Source organism: Granulicella aggregans, from assembly GCF_014203275.1.
Lineage (GTDB): Bacteria > Acidobacteriota > Terriglobia > Terriglobales > Acidobacteriaceae > Edaphobacter.
Map to the genome: position 1 here is coordinate 792,619 of NZ_JACHIP010000003.1, position 17,572 is coordinate 810,190.

A 17,572-nucleotide genomic window follows, 5' to 3' on the forward strand; every position below is an offset into this window, starting at 1 on the left:
TGGTGCTCGAAATTTATGAGCCTGATATTGACAGCCGTTCCCCGGACGCGAGCTCTCCTCTTTCGCAGGATGCTTCTTCTCAACTTCTGCTTTCCATTCACCGGAGCCCTGTCCCAAGCGCCGGCCATTACGGCCACTGTCGACATTGCGAAGACGGGTGCCGTGGAGGTAAGCGGCAACTCGCCGCAGCCCAAGCCCGCCTTTCCCGCTGGCGGCGACCAGCCTGCGGTCAACCCTGGTAGCCCGACTTATCCGCTGGACGTAAGCGCCGCTTTGAGCGACGACCGCAAGACCCTGACCATCGCAGTGCTCAATCCGTCTGACGCCGAGCAGAGCATTCATCTGGATATCCACGGTGCAGCGGTGGCCTCCACCGGCAAGCTGTGGCGCATGGCGCCCAACTCCATTGATGCGGTGGTCAAGGCCGGTTCGCCTGCCGAGGTGCAAGTGGAAGAACAGTCACTCGATGCTATGCCCGCCACAGTCACGCTTCTCCCTTATAGCGTCAACATCTACTCCTACTCCCTTCAGTAAAGGTTTGTTGCAGCCATGATCGAAATTCGCAAGCTCTGCCTCGACGTCACCATGCTCGCCGCAGTTTTGGCGTGTGGCGCATCTCTCTCAGCGCAGGTGCAAAGCATCGTGCCGCTTCCGGTTCCGGGTGCGAAACAGGCCACAGTGGAACGCATCAAGGTCCACAGCGCGGCCATCGAGGGCAACCTTGAGGGCGAACCGGCCGACCGCGACGTGATCGTCTTTCTACCGCCCAGCTACGGGCACGATAAGGGACGCCACTACCCGGTGGTGTACGCGCTCCATGGCTACTTTATCGGTGCCGAGCAGTGGTCGGGCGAGATCCACGTGCCGCAGACCATCGAGGGCGCCTTTGCGCAGGGCGCAACTGAGATGATCGTCGTTCTTCCCGACTCCAAGACCGTCTATCTCGGATCGTTCTATTCCAGTTCGACCACCACGGGCGACTTCGAGCGCTTTATATCCCACGACCTGGTGTCCTACATCGATGCACACTACCGCACCCTGCCGGCGCGCGAAAGCCGTGGCCTGGTGGGCCACTCCATGGGTGGGTACGGCGCCTCGCGTATCGGCATGAAGCATCCCGACGTGTTTGGCGCCCTGTACATCATGAGCCCTTGCTGCCTGTCACCCATGGCGGGCGGCGGGCCGGGACCGGCCGACGACATGAAGCAGCGCGCGATCGATAGCGAAAAGAGAGCAGCCGCGGCGAAGTCACCCGCCGAACTCGCTGCCGTGTCGCCCGGCTTCGCGGCAGCGCCATATGCTACTGCGGCCGCGTGGGCACCTGACCCGAAGAACCCGCCTCTCTACTTCGACCTGCCCACCAAAGACGGGATTCCGCAACCGGAGATCGTCGCCAAGCTCGCAGCCAACGCGCCGCTTGCCATTGTGGACCAGTACATCGGCAATCTAAAGCAGTACCGCGCCATCTCGATGGACGTGGGCGACCAGGATGGTCTGCGCGTCGATGCGACCAAAATGCACAAGCTGCTTGACCGCTACGGCATCGTCAACGGCTTCACGATCTACCCCGGCACGCACACCAGCGCGGTGGCGGACCGCTTCCAGAACTTCGTCATGCCGTTCTTCAGCAAGAACCTTTGCTTCACAGCTAACTGTCACTAGAATCCAGCAACACCTTGGAGTGTGTCATGAAGCCTCGTCTGAAACTGTCTCTCTCGTTCGCCATCTTGTGTGGGGCAATAATCGTGCCGGTTGGCGCGCAAGATACAGCGCATATGCCGTTTATGAATCCGCAGCTTACCCCGGAGGAGCGCGCCACGGACCTGGTGCATCGCATGACGCTCGCCGAAAAGGCGTCGGAGATGCAGAACAACTCCGCCGCCGTGCCACGCCTCAACATCCCGGCCTACCAGTGGTGGAGCGAGGCTCTCCACGGCGTGATCAACGAAGGCGTCACCGAGTACCCGGAGCCGGTAGGTCTGGCCGCGACCTTTGACCCTGCTGGCATCCACACCATGGCCGCACAGATCGGCGTGGAAGGCCGCATCAAGCATGTGCAGAACCTGCGCGAGGGACACACCGGCATCATGGGTGGGCTCGATTTTTGGTCGCCCAACCTGAACATCTTTCGCGATCCACGCTGGGGCCGCGGGCAGGAGACCTATGGCGAAGACCCCTTCCTGACGGGTCGCATGGGCGTGGCCTATGTAACGGGTCTGCAAGGCGACAACCCCAAGTACTACCTTGCCATTGCCACTCCGAAGCACTTCGCCGTGCATAGCGGCCCTGAGCCGACCCGCCACTTTGCCGACGTCGACGTGAGCAAGCATGACGAGGTGGATACCTACGAGCCAGCCTTTCGCGCAGCCATCGTCGAGGGCAAGGCTGGCTCCGTGATGTGCGCCTACAACGCCATCAACGGCGAGCCGGCCTGCGCGAACCAGTACCTGCTGCAGGACCAGCTGCGGGGCAAGTGGGGCTTCCAGGGCTATGTCGTCTCTGACTGCGATGCGGTGCGCGACGTCGCGGCCAATCATCGTTACCGACCCACGCAAGCACAGGGCGCGGCCATCTCGGTCATCCGAGGCATGGACAACGAGTGCGTGACCTTCACCACGCGCTTTGGCGAGCCTGTCGAGAAGGCTTACATTGATGCCGTGCAGCAGGGATACCTCCCCGAAAGCACCCTCGATACGGCGCTGATCCGCCTGTTCAGCGCGCGCATGAAGCTCGGCATGTTTGATCCGCCCGCCATGGTGCCGTACGCCAGCATCGACGAGAAGGAGTTGGACAGCGTTGAGCATCGCGCCCACGCGCGCAAAATGGCCGAAGAGTCGATGGTGCTGCTCAAGAACGATGGCCTGCTGCCGCTCAAACCGGAGATCCGCAAGATCACCGTCGTGGGCCCACTAGCAGAGCAGACCCAGCCACTGATCGGCAACTATGCGGGCCACCCCACGCATATCGTCTCCATCCTTGACGGACTCCACGCACAGTTTCCAGGTGTCACCATCACCTACGTCGCGGGCACACAGTTTCTGCATTTCGATGGAACCCCCGTTCCCAACGATCTCCTGACCACCCCGGAGGGAAAGCCTGGCCTGCATGCCGAATACAACGAAGGCCGGCAGGGTTTCGATGACAAGCCCAAGAAGCTGGTGGAACGCATTGAACCGAACGTCAATCTTTCCAAATCAACCATGCCGAAAGAAGTCACGGGCCGCAAGCGCTTCGGTGTCGAGTGGACGGGCTTTCTCACGCCCTCGGAGACAGGCGAGTATCTGCTTGGTGTGCGCAGCCAGGGCTTCGTTCGCGTGAGCGTCGACGGCAAACAGGTGGCTTCGTCCTACGGCGGTGGTCACGAACCTATGCCCGTCATGGGCCGTTTGAAGCTAGAAAAAGGGCACAAAGTCGCGCTTGAAGTATCCGGCGGGACGCAGGACGGCAATGCACATGCAGAATTGATCTGGAACAAGTACGATCCCGCTGTCACTCCCGAAGCGGTTGCCGCCGCACGCGACGCCGACGCGATCATCGCGGTGGTCGGTATCACAAGCCAGCTCGAAGGCGAAGAGATGCCCGTCACCGAACCTGGCTTCCTGGGCGGTGATCGCACCAGCATTGACCTGCCAAAGCCTGAAGAAGACCTGGTGGAAGCCGTCGCAGCAACAGGCAAACCACTTGCCGTGGTGCTGATGAACGGCAGCGCGCTGGCCGTGAACTGGATCAACGACCACGCCAACGCTGTACTTGAGGCCTGGTACCCCGGTGAAGAAGGCGGCGCGGCTGTGGCGGAGACGTTGAGCGGGAAGAACAACCCCGCCGGTCGGCTGCCAGTCACCTTCTACAAAGGCTTAGAAGGCCTGCCCCACTTTGAAGATTACGCGATGGCGAACCGCACTTACCGCTACTTCACCGGCAAGCCGCTCTACCCCTTCGGCTACGGACTCAGTTACACGACGTTCGGCTACAGCAACTTGGCGATTTCCGCACCGACTGTCGCCGCCGGGCAGCCCGTAGAGGCCGACGTGACCGTGACCAACTCAGGCAAGCTTTCAGGCGATGAGGTGGTGCAGCTTTACCTCAAGTTCCCAGACGTCAAGGGAGCGCCGACCCTAGCTCTTCGCAGCTTCGAGCGCATCCACCTCGATCCGGGTGCGGGCCAGAAGGTGCACTTCCACCTCAACCCGCGCGACCTCGGCATGGTCACCGAGCTTGGCTCGCCCATCATCGCCGAGGGCGACTACAGCCTCACCGTGGGCGGCGGGCAACCGGGAACCGGGAGCCCGGGGATAAGCGGCAAGTTCCACGTCGACGGCACCTATGCGCTGCCCGAGTAGCTCAGCTAACTCCAGAAAGGAACACAACCTGTGACCCGTAAACCTGTTTTTACGCGGAGAGAAGCAGGGCACCGGCAACACACCCGAGGCGCAGGCGCTGGCCCGGAAGATGGCTGCGTCCTGGGCCATGTTTGCCTCCACCGGCAAGCCCAGCGTCGCCGGAGTCGCATGGCAGCCGACCGACCCCAACACTAACCGCACCATGATCTTCGATAACGAATGCCGCATGGTGAACGATCCGGACGGCAATGCGCGCAAGATCGGCTTGGTTTGAGAGCCTTTGCGTTGCGGTGTCTGGCATAGACTTGCCGTTCTCATCAGCAGACCGTACCAACAGCAAAAATAAAACGCTAGATAGTCACTCTGACGGAGTTGCGGGTTTGAGGCCGGCGATGACTTCCTGTCGGCCACTGCTCCGTCGATCGATCGAAAAGGAAACGTTTATGACGAAAGCCATCAAGCTCATCGCCGCAGCCACGTTGTTCCTTGGTGCTTCATAACTCTTCGACTTTGCCGCATCTGCCGCCGCCGCAACGAAACAGGATCCAGCCGAAACCTCCGTTGCTGCTAGGGCGCTGAAGATCGTTGCTGGTATCCATGGTATGTGGCGGCAGAAAATTGCACATCGAGCATGGCCGGAGGCGCCCTGCCCGGCATTGGCAGCGTAGGCGTGGCCATCGGTGGCTCTCCGCCGAGTCCGGCCTTCGCCTTTTCGTCTCGCAAGGCAAGCTTTCTGCCAACCTCAATGGAACAATCCTCACTGCGACTGCGCCACTCCCGATAGGCCGGTAGGCCGGTAGACCAACGTCGAGGTTGCCTACGATGGCAGCAAGATGGTTCTCACCGTCAACGGTGCGCAGTTGAGCGAGACCAGAGCTTTCCCCACTGCGGCAGAGGTTATGGGGCCTCAGTTTCGCTGGATGTCCTCACATCCAGGGGACACCCATATCCCCTTCAACGGCGTGGCTCCCGAAGGTGTTCTCGCGATGCGCATCTTTGGTTCTGCCGTCAGTCAAACTGACGGAGAATCCCATTTCTCGATCCCCGCTGGTGGACACGTCATCGTTGCGATCACCGCATCCGACAATCGCGACAACAAGGATTATTACAACGCGGCGATCTCCGGCTTGCAGCACATGAGCGAACTAACCGTCGCTGTGATCCAAGCAGATCATGTTGCATCGCGGCGCCAATTCTGGTCGAAGTCGTTCGTAGAGATTCGCATAAGACGGTCGAGTCCCGGTACTACGGTTCGCTCTACGTTCTGACCTCCTGCAGCAGGCATGGCAACGTTGCACCAGGCCTCTGGGGCAAACTGGATCACGTCCACGTATGTAGGCTGGCAGGGCGATTACACCCTCGACTATAACTACTAGGCACCATTCTGGGCTGCCTTTCCTACCAATCACGTCGACCTCGCTGACCCCTACGACGACCCACTTCTCGCCCGGATGCCGCGAGGCCGTGGCCTCGCACAACAACTGCGATCGCAGGGTCTCGTCTACTACACTCATCTCGCTCCATCTCCAGGCTGGAGCGGCGATAACTTCCGCGCGCTCGACCAGAAGAGCGATGCCCTCTTTGCTGCTGTCAACTGCATCCAACGCTGGCGCTACACGCGCGATGCCGATTACGCACGCAAGGTCTGGCCCTTTCTCGTCGGCGTCGCCGACTTCTGGGATCATGATCTGAAACTGGTGGACTGCCGCTACGTCGACGTCAACGATGCCCAGGATGAGCATCTGCGGGGACCATCCGACGACGTCAACCCGGCCACGGTCATCGGTTTCCTCAGCATGCTTTACCCCGCTTTGCTCGACATCAGCAATCAACTCCAAATCAGCCAGGAATTGCGCGCAACTTCGATCGACAGGCTCTCGCAGCTTAGTCCCCTCCCGCTCGCCCGGGCAGCCAGCATCAAGGCGATAGCCGATGCGGTCGGCAAGCCCATTCCGGGGGGCGATGAGGCGATCCTCGAGAGCGAACATGGCATGCAATGGGTCGATATCTCTAAAAGCGACCGTTTCCCCGACAACCCGCCCGCCAAAATCGAAGGCTCATTAGCCGGCATGAACTCCCTGCAGGTAGTATTTCCCGGATGGAATATCGGTCTAGAGAGCAGTTCGCAGATGCAAAAGGCCGCCGCCAACACCGTCAACTACACCCGCCTCTGGTACGACTCGAACAATACATCCAATTTCTATCCCGCGGCGGCAGATGCAGGATACGATCCTGACTCGATCCTCGACCACCTGCACCGGCTCGTGACAAGCATCGGCTTGCCAAGCTTTGCCTATAAGTTTGAAGCCGGAGGGGTAGAGAACCAAGCGACTGTACCCACTACCCTCGCCGCCATATTCCTGCAGAGCTACCAAGCGAACATTCATGTCTTTCCGAATTGGCCGAAAAACCGGGATGCATCCTTCGGCAACCTGCTGGCAGTGGGAAACTTCCTGATTTCAAGCAGCATGAAGGATGGAAATGTCGTAAAGGTCGCCATTACCAGCCAGAATGGCGGTGTTTACAATCTGGCGAATCCCAGGGGACCTTACCAGGCTGTTCAGCAAACCGGCGCAGGCAAACCCGCCAAGTTACTGCACCGATCAGTTCTATCTATCCCCACAACCCCAGGACTGCAACTCGTGTTCAAAAGCGCTCTAGAAAAGGGGGTTAGACCGGCACACGTCGCGCCCGCTCCCTAATCTCTTTTTAAGGTCTGTGATCCTACCTGGAGCTGTCAGTGCTCCGAACAAATAGGGCTCCAATCGTGAAAGCGGCTTCCAGCTGCCTTGAGGGAGCTGCATGACGGGTCTTGATGGAAGAGTCGGTAAAGAGAAACGCTCCTCTAGGCAGTTGTGATTCTCGACAAGTGCCAAATCGCCTGTGCGCTCATCCAGCCCACTGACGTGAACTCTTTTCGGTTGGCGCATAGAGTGTTGGGCATGTCTGCGGCAGAGGAGGCCGCCAGTATGCCCAAGAGGACCAGAAAGCATGTCGCCCGGAAGACCGTCCTTCGCCTGCCAGACCTCGATCATTCGAAGACCTCAGTATTGAACAGCTTGAGTCCGCCGCGGTCGCGGCGCAACTACAAGTTCGCGATGGAGCAGTTCATCGATTGGTACTGTTCGGAGCCGAGACTCGCGCTGAATCGGACCGTCGTTCTCCGCTTTCGCCTACACCTAGAATCGCTCGGATTGGCTGCGGGTACGATCAATCAGCGGCTCGCGGCGGTCAGGAGGCTAGCCTACGAAGCGGCGGACTCGGGTCTGCTGAGTCCGGAACTTGCTGCTGGCATACGGCGAGTCAAGGGCGTGAAGCAACTCGGCTGCCGTGCGGGTAACTGGCTCAACAAGGATCAGGCTCGGTTGCTACTTGAGAAAGCGAATGGGAGTGGCCTACGCCCTGTCCGAGACGTCGCTATGATCTCGATTCTGCTCGGTTGCGGTCTGCGCAGAGCGGAGCTGTCGGCCTTGCGAAGGGAAAATATTCAGATCCGCCAAGGCCACTGGGCCATCGTTGACCTTGTCGGCAAGGGCAATCACGTCCGGACCGTTCCCATGCCGATCTGGGTGAAGGGAGCCGTGGATAGGTGGCTGACAGCTGCATCAGTGACGACGGGTCGAGTGTTCAGGGCAGTGAGTCGTCATGGAACCGCCTGGGGAAACGGCATCTCCGAAAACGTCGTTTGGTATGTGGTCAGAAGCTGTGCCCAGCGTCTGGAGTTCGACCACCTCGCACCTCATGATCTTCGGCGCACCTGCGCAAAGCTCTGCCATGTGAACGGCGGCGAACTGGAGCAGATACAGTTCCTTCTAGGGCACGCGTCAGTCCTGACGACTGAGCGTTGCCTTCGGTTGCAAGCAGAACTTGGAAGAGCCCGTGAACGACCGCTTTGGGTGCCTGTTCCTTGGAGGGGTCGATTTGCGATAAGGCCTGTTCTCATCAACTGAGAATTCGCAGAGGTCATGGGGTCAGGGGCTCCCATGCCGAGTAGGAGGTTATTAGAAGCGTGCCCTGATTCCCCCCTGTGTCGGGGACAGTCTGATAGACTCACGAAGTTCTCGCCTACATCCAATTCCACTTAGCAAACTTCGTCATTGCTAAAAATAGCCTTCCAACTCGGTCTACCTATTTTTTGCCGCCCTTGAGTGATTTTTAGTAACTTACTGCCGACTGTTTAACCAAGCCTTTCGGATCCTGCCGGGACGAAGGTGGAGCAATGACCGCATGCTATCGAGCTTTTTCCGTATTGCCGGGCCGCCTTCACGCAATTCTTTTACTTACATCTTTCTTCGGAAAGCGGCAGTGGCTGCCTCCGTACTGACCGGCGTTTTTTCTTTGATGACCGGCCATGGTCAAGCGATCGCTCAGACAGCCACGACCTTAGCCGTGACTTCCGGCGGATCAAGTGTCACGACTGTTGCCTCAGGTACGGCCGTGAGCCTGACAGCATCCGTGCATCTGGGGAGTGCCGCAGTCAAAGCTGGCCAGGTAAATTTCTGCGACGCCACGGCGAAGTTCTGCACGGACGTTCACATTGTCGGAACGGGTCATCTAACCAGCGGCGGAACCGCGACGGTTACCCTTCGACCGTCCATTGGAAACCATAGTTACAAGGCAGTGTTTACGGGAACCAATGGCTACGCTGGAAGCTCCTCCAGCACATCGGCCTTGAAAGTCACCGGAGCTACCAGCCAGGGGGCAAGTGCGACGACGATCGCCGAGAGCGGCAGCTTCGGAAACTACTCGTTGACAGCCACGGTAACCGGGACGGGCAGCACCACGCCACTTGCTGGGAATGTCTCGTTGCTGGATACATCCAAGGCGAATGCGGTACTTGCGGCACCATCGCTAGGTGCAAGCGTAGCAGGCATAGCGTGGCCAGCGTCGGTTGCAATTACCGCCGACAGGACAAGTCGTGCTGTGTCTTTGGCTGACTTCAACGGCGACGGAATTCCCGACATCGCCTCTGTCATAGGCGGACCCGAAGCGCCTCTTCTCATCTACCTGGGCAAAGCCGATGGTACCTATACGCAGGTCGCGTCTTATCCGGCAATTACGGGGTACAGCATTGGGCCGATCGTGCTGGGAGACTTCAACGGCGACGGCAAGCTGGACATGGCTGTCCCGGATGGCGATTACAACGCCACCCAGATATTCGTCCTGCTCGGGAACGGCGATGGGACGTTCGTGAAGGCAGCAACGAGCCCGCAGTTAAGCTCTGCGCCGACTCAGCTCGCGGTGGGAGACTTTAATGGAGACGGCGTCGATGATCTTGCGGTGGTGGCCTATGGTTCGAACACGATAAACGTGTTCCTGGGGAATGGCGATGGAACGTTTACGGCGGCAGCAAGCAGCCCCAGCACGACCAGCCAGCCGAACGTCGTTGTGGCGGCCGATTTCAACGGCGACGGCAAAGTCGATCTCGCTTATACAGACTCGTATGACGATTTCATCACGGTGCTGTCAGGCAACGGGGACGGAAGCTTCACCGGAACATCTCCGTTTCATTGCGGAAGCAGCGGTTCACCGCTCGTGACTGCGGATTTCAACGGCGATGGGAAGCTGGATCTTGCAGTCGCCATCGCGGCGACCAACACCACCGGCCAATCGCTGACCGTTCTTACCGGCAACGGCGACGCAACATTCACCGCGCCACAGCTAGGGCAAGCCGCAGGTGCGAACTCAGTACTCCAGCTCCTAGTCGGCGACTTCAACGCGGATGGGCTTGCGGATGTAACGTCGATCGGCACAACTCCGAGTTCTGTGACTGTGTACTTAGGGGATGGTAAGGGCGGATTTTCGTCAACATCACTGCAAGTTCCCTCGAACAATACCTACGTCGCATTGCCGATCGCTGTGGCAGACGTGAACGGAGATGGAAGGACCGACATCCTGGCAGGAAACGCGGGCCCGGATTCCATGGCGGTGTACGCCACCCAGCCTACTGAGACAGCAACTGCGAGCAGCACCGTCATCCTGCCAACAGCGGGGATGCATCTGGTAGACGCATCTTATGCGGGCGACACGGACTATGGAGCGAGCGTATCGGCGACGACCGTGCTGCTTGGAGTTCCTCCCGTAACCAAGACGGCGCTAACAATCATTGCCGGCGGATCGGCGGTTTCGTCTGTGGCGAACGGCACGGCGGTGACCCTGACCGCGACCGTGACGGCGGGAGGCAGTCCCGTGACCTCGGGCCAGGTGAAGTTTTGCGATGCCTCCGCGAGCGAGTGCACGGACATTCACCTACTAGCTACTTCTCTTCTCTCAAGTGGAGGAAGCGCTTCGTATAAATTCGTGCCCGGATCCGGGACACATAGCTACAAGGCGATCCTGGTTGAGGCAGCGTTTGGCATAAGCAGCACCTCCGGAACGGCGACGTTAACGGTCGGCGCTGGGAAGAGCCCGGTCTATTCGGACCTGGTGACAGTCTCCGTCGGAGGGACTTCGGTCGGAACGTACACCCTGACCGGGACGGTGGTAGGATTCGGCGGCCCTGCGGCGCCTACGGGCGATGTTTCGTTTATCGACACAAGCTTTTCAAACGCAGTTCTCGGAACGGCAGCGCTGGGGTCAGCAACTGCCGGCACAGGATGGCAGGTCTCTGCGGCCGGGCCAGCTACGCAGAGCTTTCTGCGACACGAGGTCACGGGCGACTTCAACAGCGACGGTATTCCGGACCTGGCTGTGTTGTCCGTAGACCAGTACGGAGAGAATGCCACGATCTCTATCTATCGGGGACTCGGAGACGGAACGTTCGCAATCGGTACACCGGTCAGTCTGCCGTATGCCTCAGGCGGATACTCGACGATGCTTGCGGGAGACTTCAATGCCGATGGCAACGTGGATCTGGCGGTTCTAAGTTTCGACTTCAACACCACCAGCAGTGAAGTCACCACATTTCTGGGGAATGGCCACGGTATCTTCACTACTCCTCAGACGAGTGTCGTCTTCAACGAAGGAAATGTTGGAGGCGATTTCATTCAGCCAGCCATGGTCGCGGAAGACTTCAACGGAGACGGCAAACTGGATCTCGCCGTGGTGGGGAACGATGTCGTAGGCGGCCTCTCCGTAATACTGGGCAATGGCGACGGCACATTCACTACAACCGGGGTTTTGAACCTAGCCGATCGGACCCTGGGTTCGATCGCTACCGGAGACTTTAATGGCGACGGTATTCCCGATCTTGTAGCGGGCGACTACTTTGGCTCTGGGCAGGGCACAGTCCTGCTCGGCAAGGGGGACGGAAAATTTGTCGCGGCGCCAGGTTCATTGCCCTTTCCAAGCTTTTCGCAATCGATTGTCGTTGGCGATTTCAACGGGGACGGAGTACTCGACCTTGCCTCTGGATTCACCGGCGCGGTTGAGATCTATCTCGGAAAAGGGGATGGGACGTTCACCGCAGCCCCGGGCAGTCCAGCATCCGTCAGCGGGTCTGGCCTAGTCGTTGGCGACTTCAATCAAGACGGCAAGCTGGATCTCGCTTCGGCTGACCAGTATGAAAACCGGGTACAGCTACTGGTAGGCGTAGGTGACGGGACATTCTCGGTCACGACTCCGGCTTTGAGTGATCAAACTATAGCCCCCACCGCCCTGGTCGTCACCGACTTCAACGGAGACGGAGTGCCGGACCTGGCGGCGCTGAATGGCGGCCCGGCAATCACATCGATCCTGCTCACAGAAAAGACCGAGACCGCCTCTGCCCAATTCACGGGACAGGGACCGGTCGGTGCGGGAGTCCACGCGGTTGAAGCAAAGTATGCCGGCGACAGTAACTATCCGACCGGAACCTCTGCCCCTACCCAGGTGTATCCGGGATTGGTTCCGCTCGTGATCACACCGGCGGGAGGAACGTACACTTCGGCCCAGACGTTGACGATCAGTGAAGCGATCCCGGGAGCGACGATCATGTACTACCTCTCGGGAGCGATATCGACCAATGGCTATGTCCCCTACACCGGTCCCATCGCGCTGAACCAGGGAGGGACCGAGTACCTTACGGCATACGCGGAGGAGAGTGGCTACAACGGAACTAACGGCGTATCGGCGATCTATGCGCTGAGTCTTCCGGTTGCGCCGGCTCCCACCTTGTCGCCTGCGCCGGGCAGCTACTCCGGAACACAGATGGTGACGATCTCGGACACGGTGGCAGGCGCGACTCTGTACTACACGACCAACGGAACTGTGCCGACGATAGCCTCCCCGGTCTACTCCGGCCCGATTGCAGTCTCATCTTCTGAGACCCTCACGGTCTACGCCGCCGCGGCAGGTTATACACCTAGCGCAACAACCAGCGGTGAATACCTGATCAGTTCAACGGCATCCTCGTATGTCTACAGGGCGGCAGGCACTCTATTTACCGGCTACTCCGGTGATGAAGGGCCAGCGCCCCTGGCGCAGTTGAACTTCAGTCTGTCTACGACTCTCGATGCTGCAGGCAATCTTTATATCGCGGACAGCCAAAATAACGTGATCCGCAAGGTTACAACTGACACGAAGGTCATTACGACCATTGCAGGTACCGGGATTGCAGGTTTCTCAGGAGACGGAGGTGCGGCAACATCAGCGCAACTGAGCTTCCCTTATGGCCTCGCCACGGACATCTCCGGGAACTTGTACTTTGCCGATAACGGCAACAATGTAGTTCGCCGGATCGACGCCAGGAGCGGAGTCATCACAACGATCGCCGGCAACGGCGCTCAGCAGGCCAGCGGTGACGGTGGACCGGCAACCAGCGCGGGAGTCCCTTTCCCGACAGCAGTCGCGCTCGACGGCTTAGGCAATATCTTTATCGCCACGCCATCATCAGACACGATCCGCAAGATCGACGCGAAAACGGGAACGATCTCCACCTACGCTGGAGGAGGTGCGGGTATCTCGGGCGACGGTGGTCCCGCAACGGCAACAACCTTGTCCGACCCAGAGGGTATTGCTTTGGACGGCGCCGGTAATCTTTACATCGCAGAGATGTACAACAACGACATCCGAAAGGTCACAGTCGCAACAGGCGTTATTTCAACTGTCGCGGGCCAGCCAGTAGTAAACGGACAAAACCACGCCGGGTTTAGCGGCGACAACGGGCCTGCGAGCAGCGCATTGCTCAATGAGCCGGAAGGAATGACGGTTGATAGCTCCGGCAACCTTTATTTCGCAGACAGCTACAACCTGAGAGTGCGCAAGATCGCGTCCGCTACGGGCATCATCACGACCGTGGCCGGAAACGGCGATCAGAACTGCAACCCGCAGAGTGGTGACGGCGGACCCGCGCTGAGTTCTTCCTTCTGCTATCCGCGTTCCGTGACGGTCGACACTGCAGGCAACCTGTATGTGACGGACTACTCCCGGGTATCCTTCGTGACTGCACCAGGCGCTCCGCCAACGGCTGCGACCTCCGCACCGGCCTTTACCCTGGCCGCGGGAAGTTACGCCGGGCCGCAGACGCTGACCATCTCGGATACGGCAGTTGGCGCCGAGATCTACGTCACACTTGACGGCACCGAGCCTACCGCCTTGTCTGCCGCCTACCAGGGACCGGTCACCATTACTGGCAGTGTCACGGTAAAGGCGATTGCGCTGGCACCAGGCATGTTGCCAAGCAGCTCGACCTCGGCAGGCTACACGATCCTGTCGCCCCCCACCGCCGTGCTCAAGACCATTGCCGGCAACGGCAAGTATGGATTCTCCGGGCAAGACGGTCCGGCGGCATCCGCCACGCTGGGCGATCTTGAGGCGTTGGCCCTGGATTCAGCCGGGAATATCTATTTCTCAGACATTGGCAACGAGGTTGTCTGGCGCATTTCAGCGAGTACCGGAACCATCTCAGTGGTTGCCGGAAGCGGAACTCCTGGAAGGAACGGGGACGGCGGTGCGGCGACGAGCGCGCAACTGTATTACCCTCAGGGGCTTGCGATCAATGCTGCCGGAGACCTTTTCATCGCGGACTCCTTCAACAATGTCGTTCGCAAAGTCTCGGCGACGACAGGCATCATCACGACGGTGGCCGGGAGCGGCACCTTCAGCTACCCGCCCTTAATTGGGGACGGCGGTCCGGCGACCATGGCACAGTTGAGCGAGCCGCTCTCCCTGGCGCTCGATGGCGCGGGAAACCTCTACATCACGGATTTTAGCGCCAACCGGGTGCGCATGGTGGCGGCAGCGACGGGCATTATCACCACCGTCGCGGGTACCGGCGACAACATCGATAAAGGCGACGGCGGGCTGGCCACAAACGCATCGATCCAATATCCGACTGCATTGACGATCGACAAGACGGGCAATCTTTTCTTTGCATCGGCACAAGGCGGATCGATCCGCCGCGTGGATGCGGTGACAAAGAAGATCTCCACCCTCGGAGGCAACAAAAATCTTGGAAACAGCGGAGACGGTGGAGTTGCCCTGGCTGCCGAGGTCCGCGCCGAAGCTCTTGCCGTGGACGCTGCGGGCAATATTTACTTTTCAAATGTGCCGGGTTCGATCCGCAAGATCGATCCAACGACTGGAATCATCAGCAGAGTCGCCGGCAGCGGATATCCCGGAGTCGTAGCCGATGGCACTTCGGCAACTCTGGCCAGCCTGTCACAGCCGTACGGCATTGCCTTCGATAGCTCCGGCAACCTCTACATTGCCGAATACAACGGCTTCCGTGTTCGCGAATTGACCTTCCCGGGAGCGGCAGCGGCACCGGTGTTCAGTCCGGGAGCAGGTACGTATACAGGCACTCAGAACGTGACGCTGACGGATTCGACTCCTGGTGCCGCCATCTACTACACCTTGGATGGCTCGACGCCTTCGCCGGCCTCGACCGCATATACCGGAGCGATTTCGTTGACTTCGAGCGCTACGATCCGTGCGATCGCGGTGGCAGCGGGCTTTTCGGAGAGCCCGGTAGCGTCGGCAACTTTCACCATCAACCAGCCCGTCATCGACCCCCCTGTGCTCGGGACGCTTTCGCCGGCCTTCGTAAGTGCTGGAAGCTCAGCCTTCGTGTTGACGGTCAGCGGCTCGGCCTTCACCTCAAGCAGCGTTGTCTTGTGGGGCTCGACGAGCCTGCCAACGCAGTTCATCAGCGCGACTCAACTCACGGCATCTGTTCCGGCATCGGACGTAGCGATAGCAGGAACTGCGAATGTAACGGTACAGACGCCAGGAGCCGGCGGAGGCACGTCGAACGCTCTTGCCTTCGAGATCGACTCCGCAGGTTCGGGTGGCGCAGCCACCTTCTCTCCAACCACCGCAACCGTGACGGCCGGGGCGACCGCAACCTATCCTGTGACGCTGCCCGCGTCGGCTACAAATGTCACGGCGACATGCCTTAACCTGCCCTCGGGGGGCATATGCAGCTACTCGGCCTCCACAAAGTCGCTTACGATTTCAACAGCATCGACGACTCCAAAGGGGACCTACCAGATCACGGTGGTCTTCACGGAGACGCTTCCTGGCGCGGCTGCAGGATCTCTTCTGCCGCTGCTTCTCCTGCTGCCAGTTCGCAGGGGAAAGCGTAGAGTTAGCCGTGGCTCGCTCGTTGTCATCACAATCGTGCTCGCGTCCGCCGCCTTCTTCACGATCGGCTGCTCAAGTGGTGGAGGCGGCGGTACGACGACGCCACCGCCCCAGACCCATCAGGCTACAAGTTCGGCAATAGTGACCTTGACCGTACAGTGATGTTGCCGGCGACTTTGCCCGCTCTCAGCAAATGGGGAGGAGCAAGCAAAGTCGCCGGAGTCCGCGTCGACGTACTAAGCTGGTCGGTGAGCGCATTGGGCTTTGTCACTTATTGACATGGCTACGTCGGAAGTCTGTTCGCACCTAAGCACAAATGCACCTTGGGTAGTCGAATCTCTGGACGAAGTGGCGGGCATGCCTAGATCCGCACTCGCAGCGCACTCCAAAAGATCTGCTCGGATGGAGGAGCTGGCGATTGCTGTGCGCATGAGGATTGCAAGGTCAGTGCCGATAACAGTAGGCCTAGCATTACGGTTTTCATGGCTCTCCTTGATGTGTGGTTGCCGGTTATGAAACGTGAAGAGCCTAACTGGTCGTTCACGCTACGTAGATAAAGGAGGATTCGACACTCAGGATTTCGGGGGCGCTTCGACGCCCGACAGTGCGAGTACCCCGTCCGGCAGACGCTTCCCTTGAACCTCAATGCTCGATACCGAGGCGTTCAGCTCCTTGAGTTCATCCGGACCGAATTTGATAGAGCTGCCGCCGAGATTTTCCATCATGTGTGCCATCTGGGTAGTGCCAGGGATCGGCACGATCCAAGGCTTTTGCGCCAGCAGCCAGGCGAGCGCAATCTGAACCGGAGCGGCCTGCTTTCGCTCAGCCCATGTCTTCACGAGTTTTACAAGCTCAAGGTTGTGCTTCAAGTTGTCCGGAGCAAATCGAGGTTCCGCCCCGCGAATGTCACCCGCTGCGAAACGAGTGTTCTCGTCAATTGCTCCAGTGAGGAACTCCACACCTAAGGGACTCCACGGCACAAACCCGATGCCCAGCTCCTGGCATGTCGCGATGACGACCTCTTCCGGGCCGCCCCAGAGCATTGAGTATTCGCTTTGCACAGCGGTGACAGGCAACGCTGCGTGCGCTCGGCGAAGAGGGTTGAGTCCCATTTCGCAAAGGCCCCAGTGCAGGACTTTGCCTTGTGACATGAGATCCTTGACCGCCACTGCGACATCTTCGATAGGAACCTGCGGATCGACTCGGTGCTGATAGAGAAGCTCGATTCGGTCGGTCCGGAGCCGCTCGAGCATCCCTTCGACAGCCTTCCGACTGTGATCGGGCTTGCTGTTAAGCCCCGCTTAGCGCTGGCCCGCTTCGGGGTCGATATTCCATCCGAACTTCGATGTAATCACGACCTTGTCGCGAAAGGGCGCTATGCTCTCACCGAGAATTCGTTCGCATTCCAAGGGCCCGTAAGCCTCAGCCGTGTCGAAGAACGTGACGCCATGATCGTAGGCTGCCCGGATAATCTCGATCATCTCGGGGCGGTAAGGTACGGTCGTCTCGTATTTGCGGCTCATGTTCTGGACGCCGAGACCCACACTTGGAACGTCGAGCGAACCCAGCTTGCGCCGCCCACTCACATGATGTGGGGCGACCGGCTCAGCGATTGCGGAAACCGAGAGGCCGCTAGCTACCACCGCAGCGGCGGCAACTCTAGTGACGCCTAGGAAAGAGCGACGGTCGATGTTGCGCGTTGTGCCGCTATCGTCGATTTTGCTCATGTT

The 17,572-nt window shown here is 59.4% G+C and carries 8 protein-coding genes and 1 pseudogene; 8 read left to right on the plus strand and 1 reads right to left on the minus strand.

Features of this window, described 5'->3' with window-relative positions; all coding sequences use genetic code 11:
* Window positions 1–15 precede the first annotated feature (15 nt).
* The 8 genes from HDF16_RS13465 (at window position 16) to HDF16_RS13500 (ending at window position 16,004) form a co-directional block, all read left to right on the plus strand.
* On the plus strand, window positions 16–534 hold the full coding sequence (locus HDF16_RS13465; RefSeq protein ID WP_184217303.1) for a hypothetical protein: 519 nt from the start codon (window positions 16–18) through the stop codon (window positions 532–534).
* Window positions 535–549: 15 nt separating this feature from the next.
* Window positions 550–1,662: an alpha/beta hydrolase gene (locus tag HDF16_RS13470; RefSeq protein WP_221312722.1), complete on the plus strand. Its 1,113-nt coding sequence runs from the start codon at window positions 550–552 to the stop codon at window positions 1,660–1,662.
* 26 nt (window positions 1,663–1,688) lie between these two features.
* Complete coding sequence (locus tag HDF16_RS13475; RefSeq protein WP_184217305.1) at window positions 1,689–4,340, plus strand: glycoside hydrolase family 3 C-terminal domain-containing protein; 2,652 nt, start codon at window positions 1,689–1,691, stop codon at window positions 4,338–4,340.
* Between the two features lie 109 nt (window positions 4,341–4,449).
* A complete protein-coding gene (locus HDF16_RS13480; protein ID WP_184217307.1) occupies window positions 4,450–4,614 on the plus strand; it encodes a hypothetical protein in 165 nt (54 codons plus the stop codon).
* Between the two features lie 559 nt (window positions 4,615–5,173).
* Window positions 5,174–5,608: a hypothetical protein gene (locus tag HDF16_RS13485; protein ID WP_184217309.1), complete on the plus strand. Its 435-nt coding sequence runs from the start codon at window positions 5,174–5,176 to the stop codon at window positions 5,606–5,608.
* Between the two features lie 183 nt (window positions 5,609–5,791).
* Window positions 5,792–7,042, plus strand: a complete 1,251-nt coding sequence (locus tag HDF16_RS13490) for a hypothetical protein (protein ID WP_184217311.1) — start codon at window positions 5,792–5,794, stop codon at window positions 7,040–7,042.
* Between the two features lie 267 nt (window positions 7,043–7,309).
* The gene (locus HDF16_RS13495; protein ID WP_221312723.1) at window positions 7,310–8,290 is read left to right on the plus strand and encodes a tyrosine-type recombinase/integrase; all 981 of its coding nucleotides are present in this window, start codon (window positions 7,310–7,312) and stop codon (window positions 8,288–8,290) included.
* Window positions 8,291–8,645: 355 nt separating this feature from the next.
* A complete protein-coding gene (locus tag HDF16_RS13500; protein ID WP_184217313.1) occupies window positions 8,646–16,004 on the plus strand; it encodes an FG-GAP-like repeat-containing protein in 7,359 nt (2,452 codons plus the stop codon).
* Window positions 16,005–16,414: 410 nt separating this feature from the next.
* Here the strand turns inward: HDF16_RS13500 and HDF16_RS13505 are convergent.
* Window positions 16,415–17,569 (minus strand): annotated as a pseudogene (locus HDF16_RS13505) (aldo/keto reductase).
* Window positions 17,570–17,572 lie beyond the last annotated feature (3 nt).

Bases quoted from the DNA above. Each gene is read 5' to 3' on its own strand.
- HDF16_RS13465 (WP_184217303.1), top strand. From the start codon at position 16: ATGAGCCTGATATTGACAGCCGTTCCCCGGACGCGAGCTCTCCTCTTT.
- HDF16_RS13470 (WP_221312722.1), top strand. From the start codon at position 550: ATGATCGAAATTCGCAAGCTCTGCCTCGACGTCACCATGCTCGCCGCA.
- HDF16_RS13475 (WP_184217305.1), top strand. From the start codon at position 1,689: ATGAAGCCTCGTCTGAAACTGTCTCTCTCGTTCGCCATCTTGTGTGGG.
- HDF16_RS13480 (WP_184217307.1), top strand. From the start codon at position 4,450: ATGGCTGCGTCCTGGGCCATGTTTGCCTCCACCGGCAAGCCCAGCGTC.
- HDF16_RS13485 (WP_184217309.1), top strand. From the start codon at position 5,174: ATGGTTCTCACCGTCAACGGTGCGCAGTTGAGCGAGACCAGAGCTTTC.
- HDF16_RS13490 (WP_184217311.1), top strand. From the start codon at position 5,792: ATGCCGCGAGGCCGTGGCCTCGCACAACAACTGCGATCGCAGGGTCTC.
- HDF16_RS13495 (WP_221312723.1), top strand. From the start codon at position 7,310: ATGCCCAAGAGGACCAGAAAGCATGTCGCCCGGAAGACCGTCCTTCGC.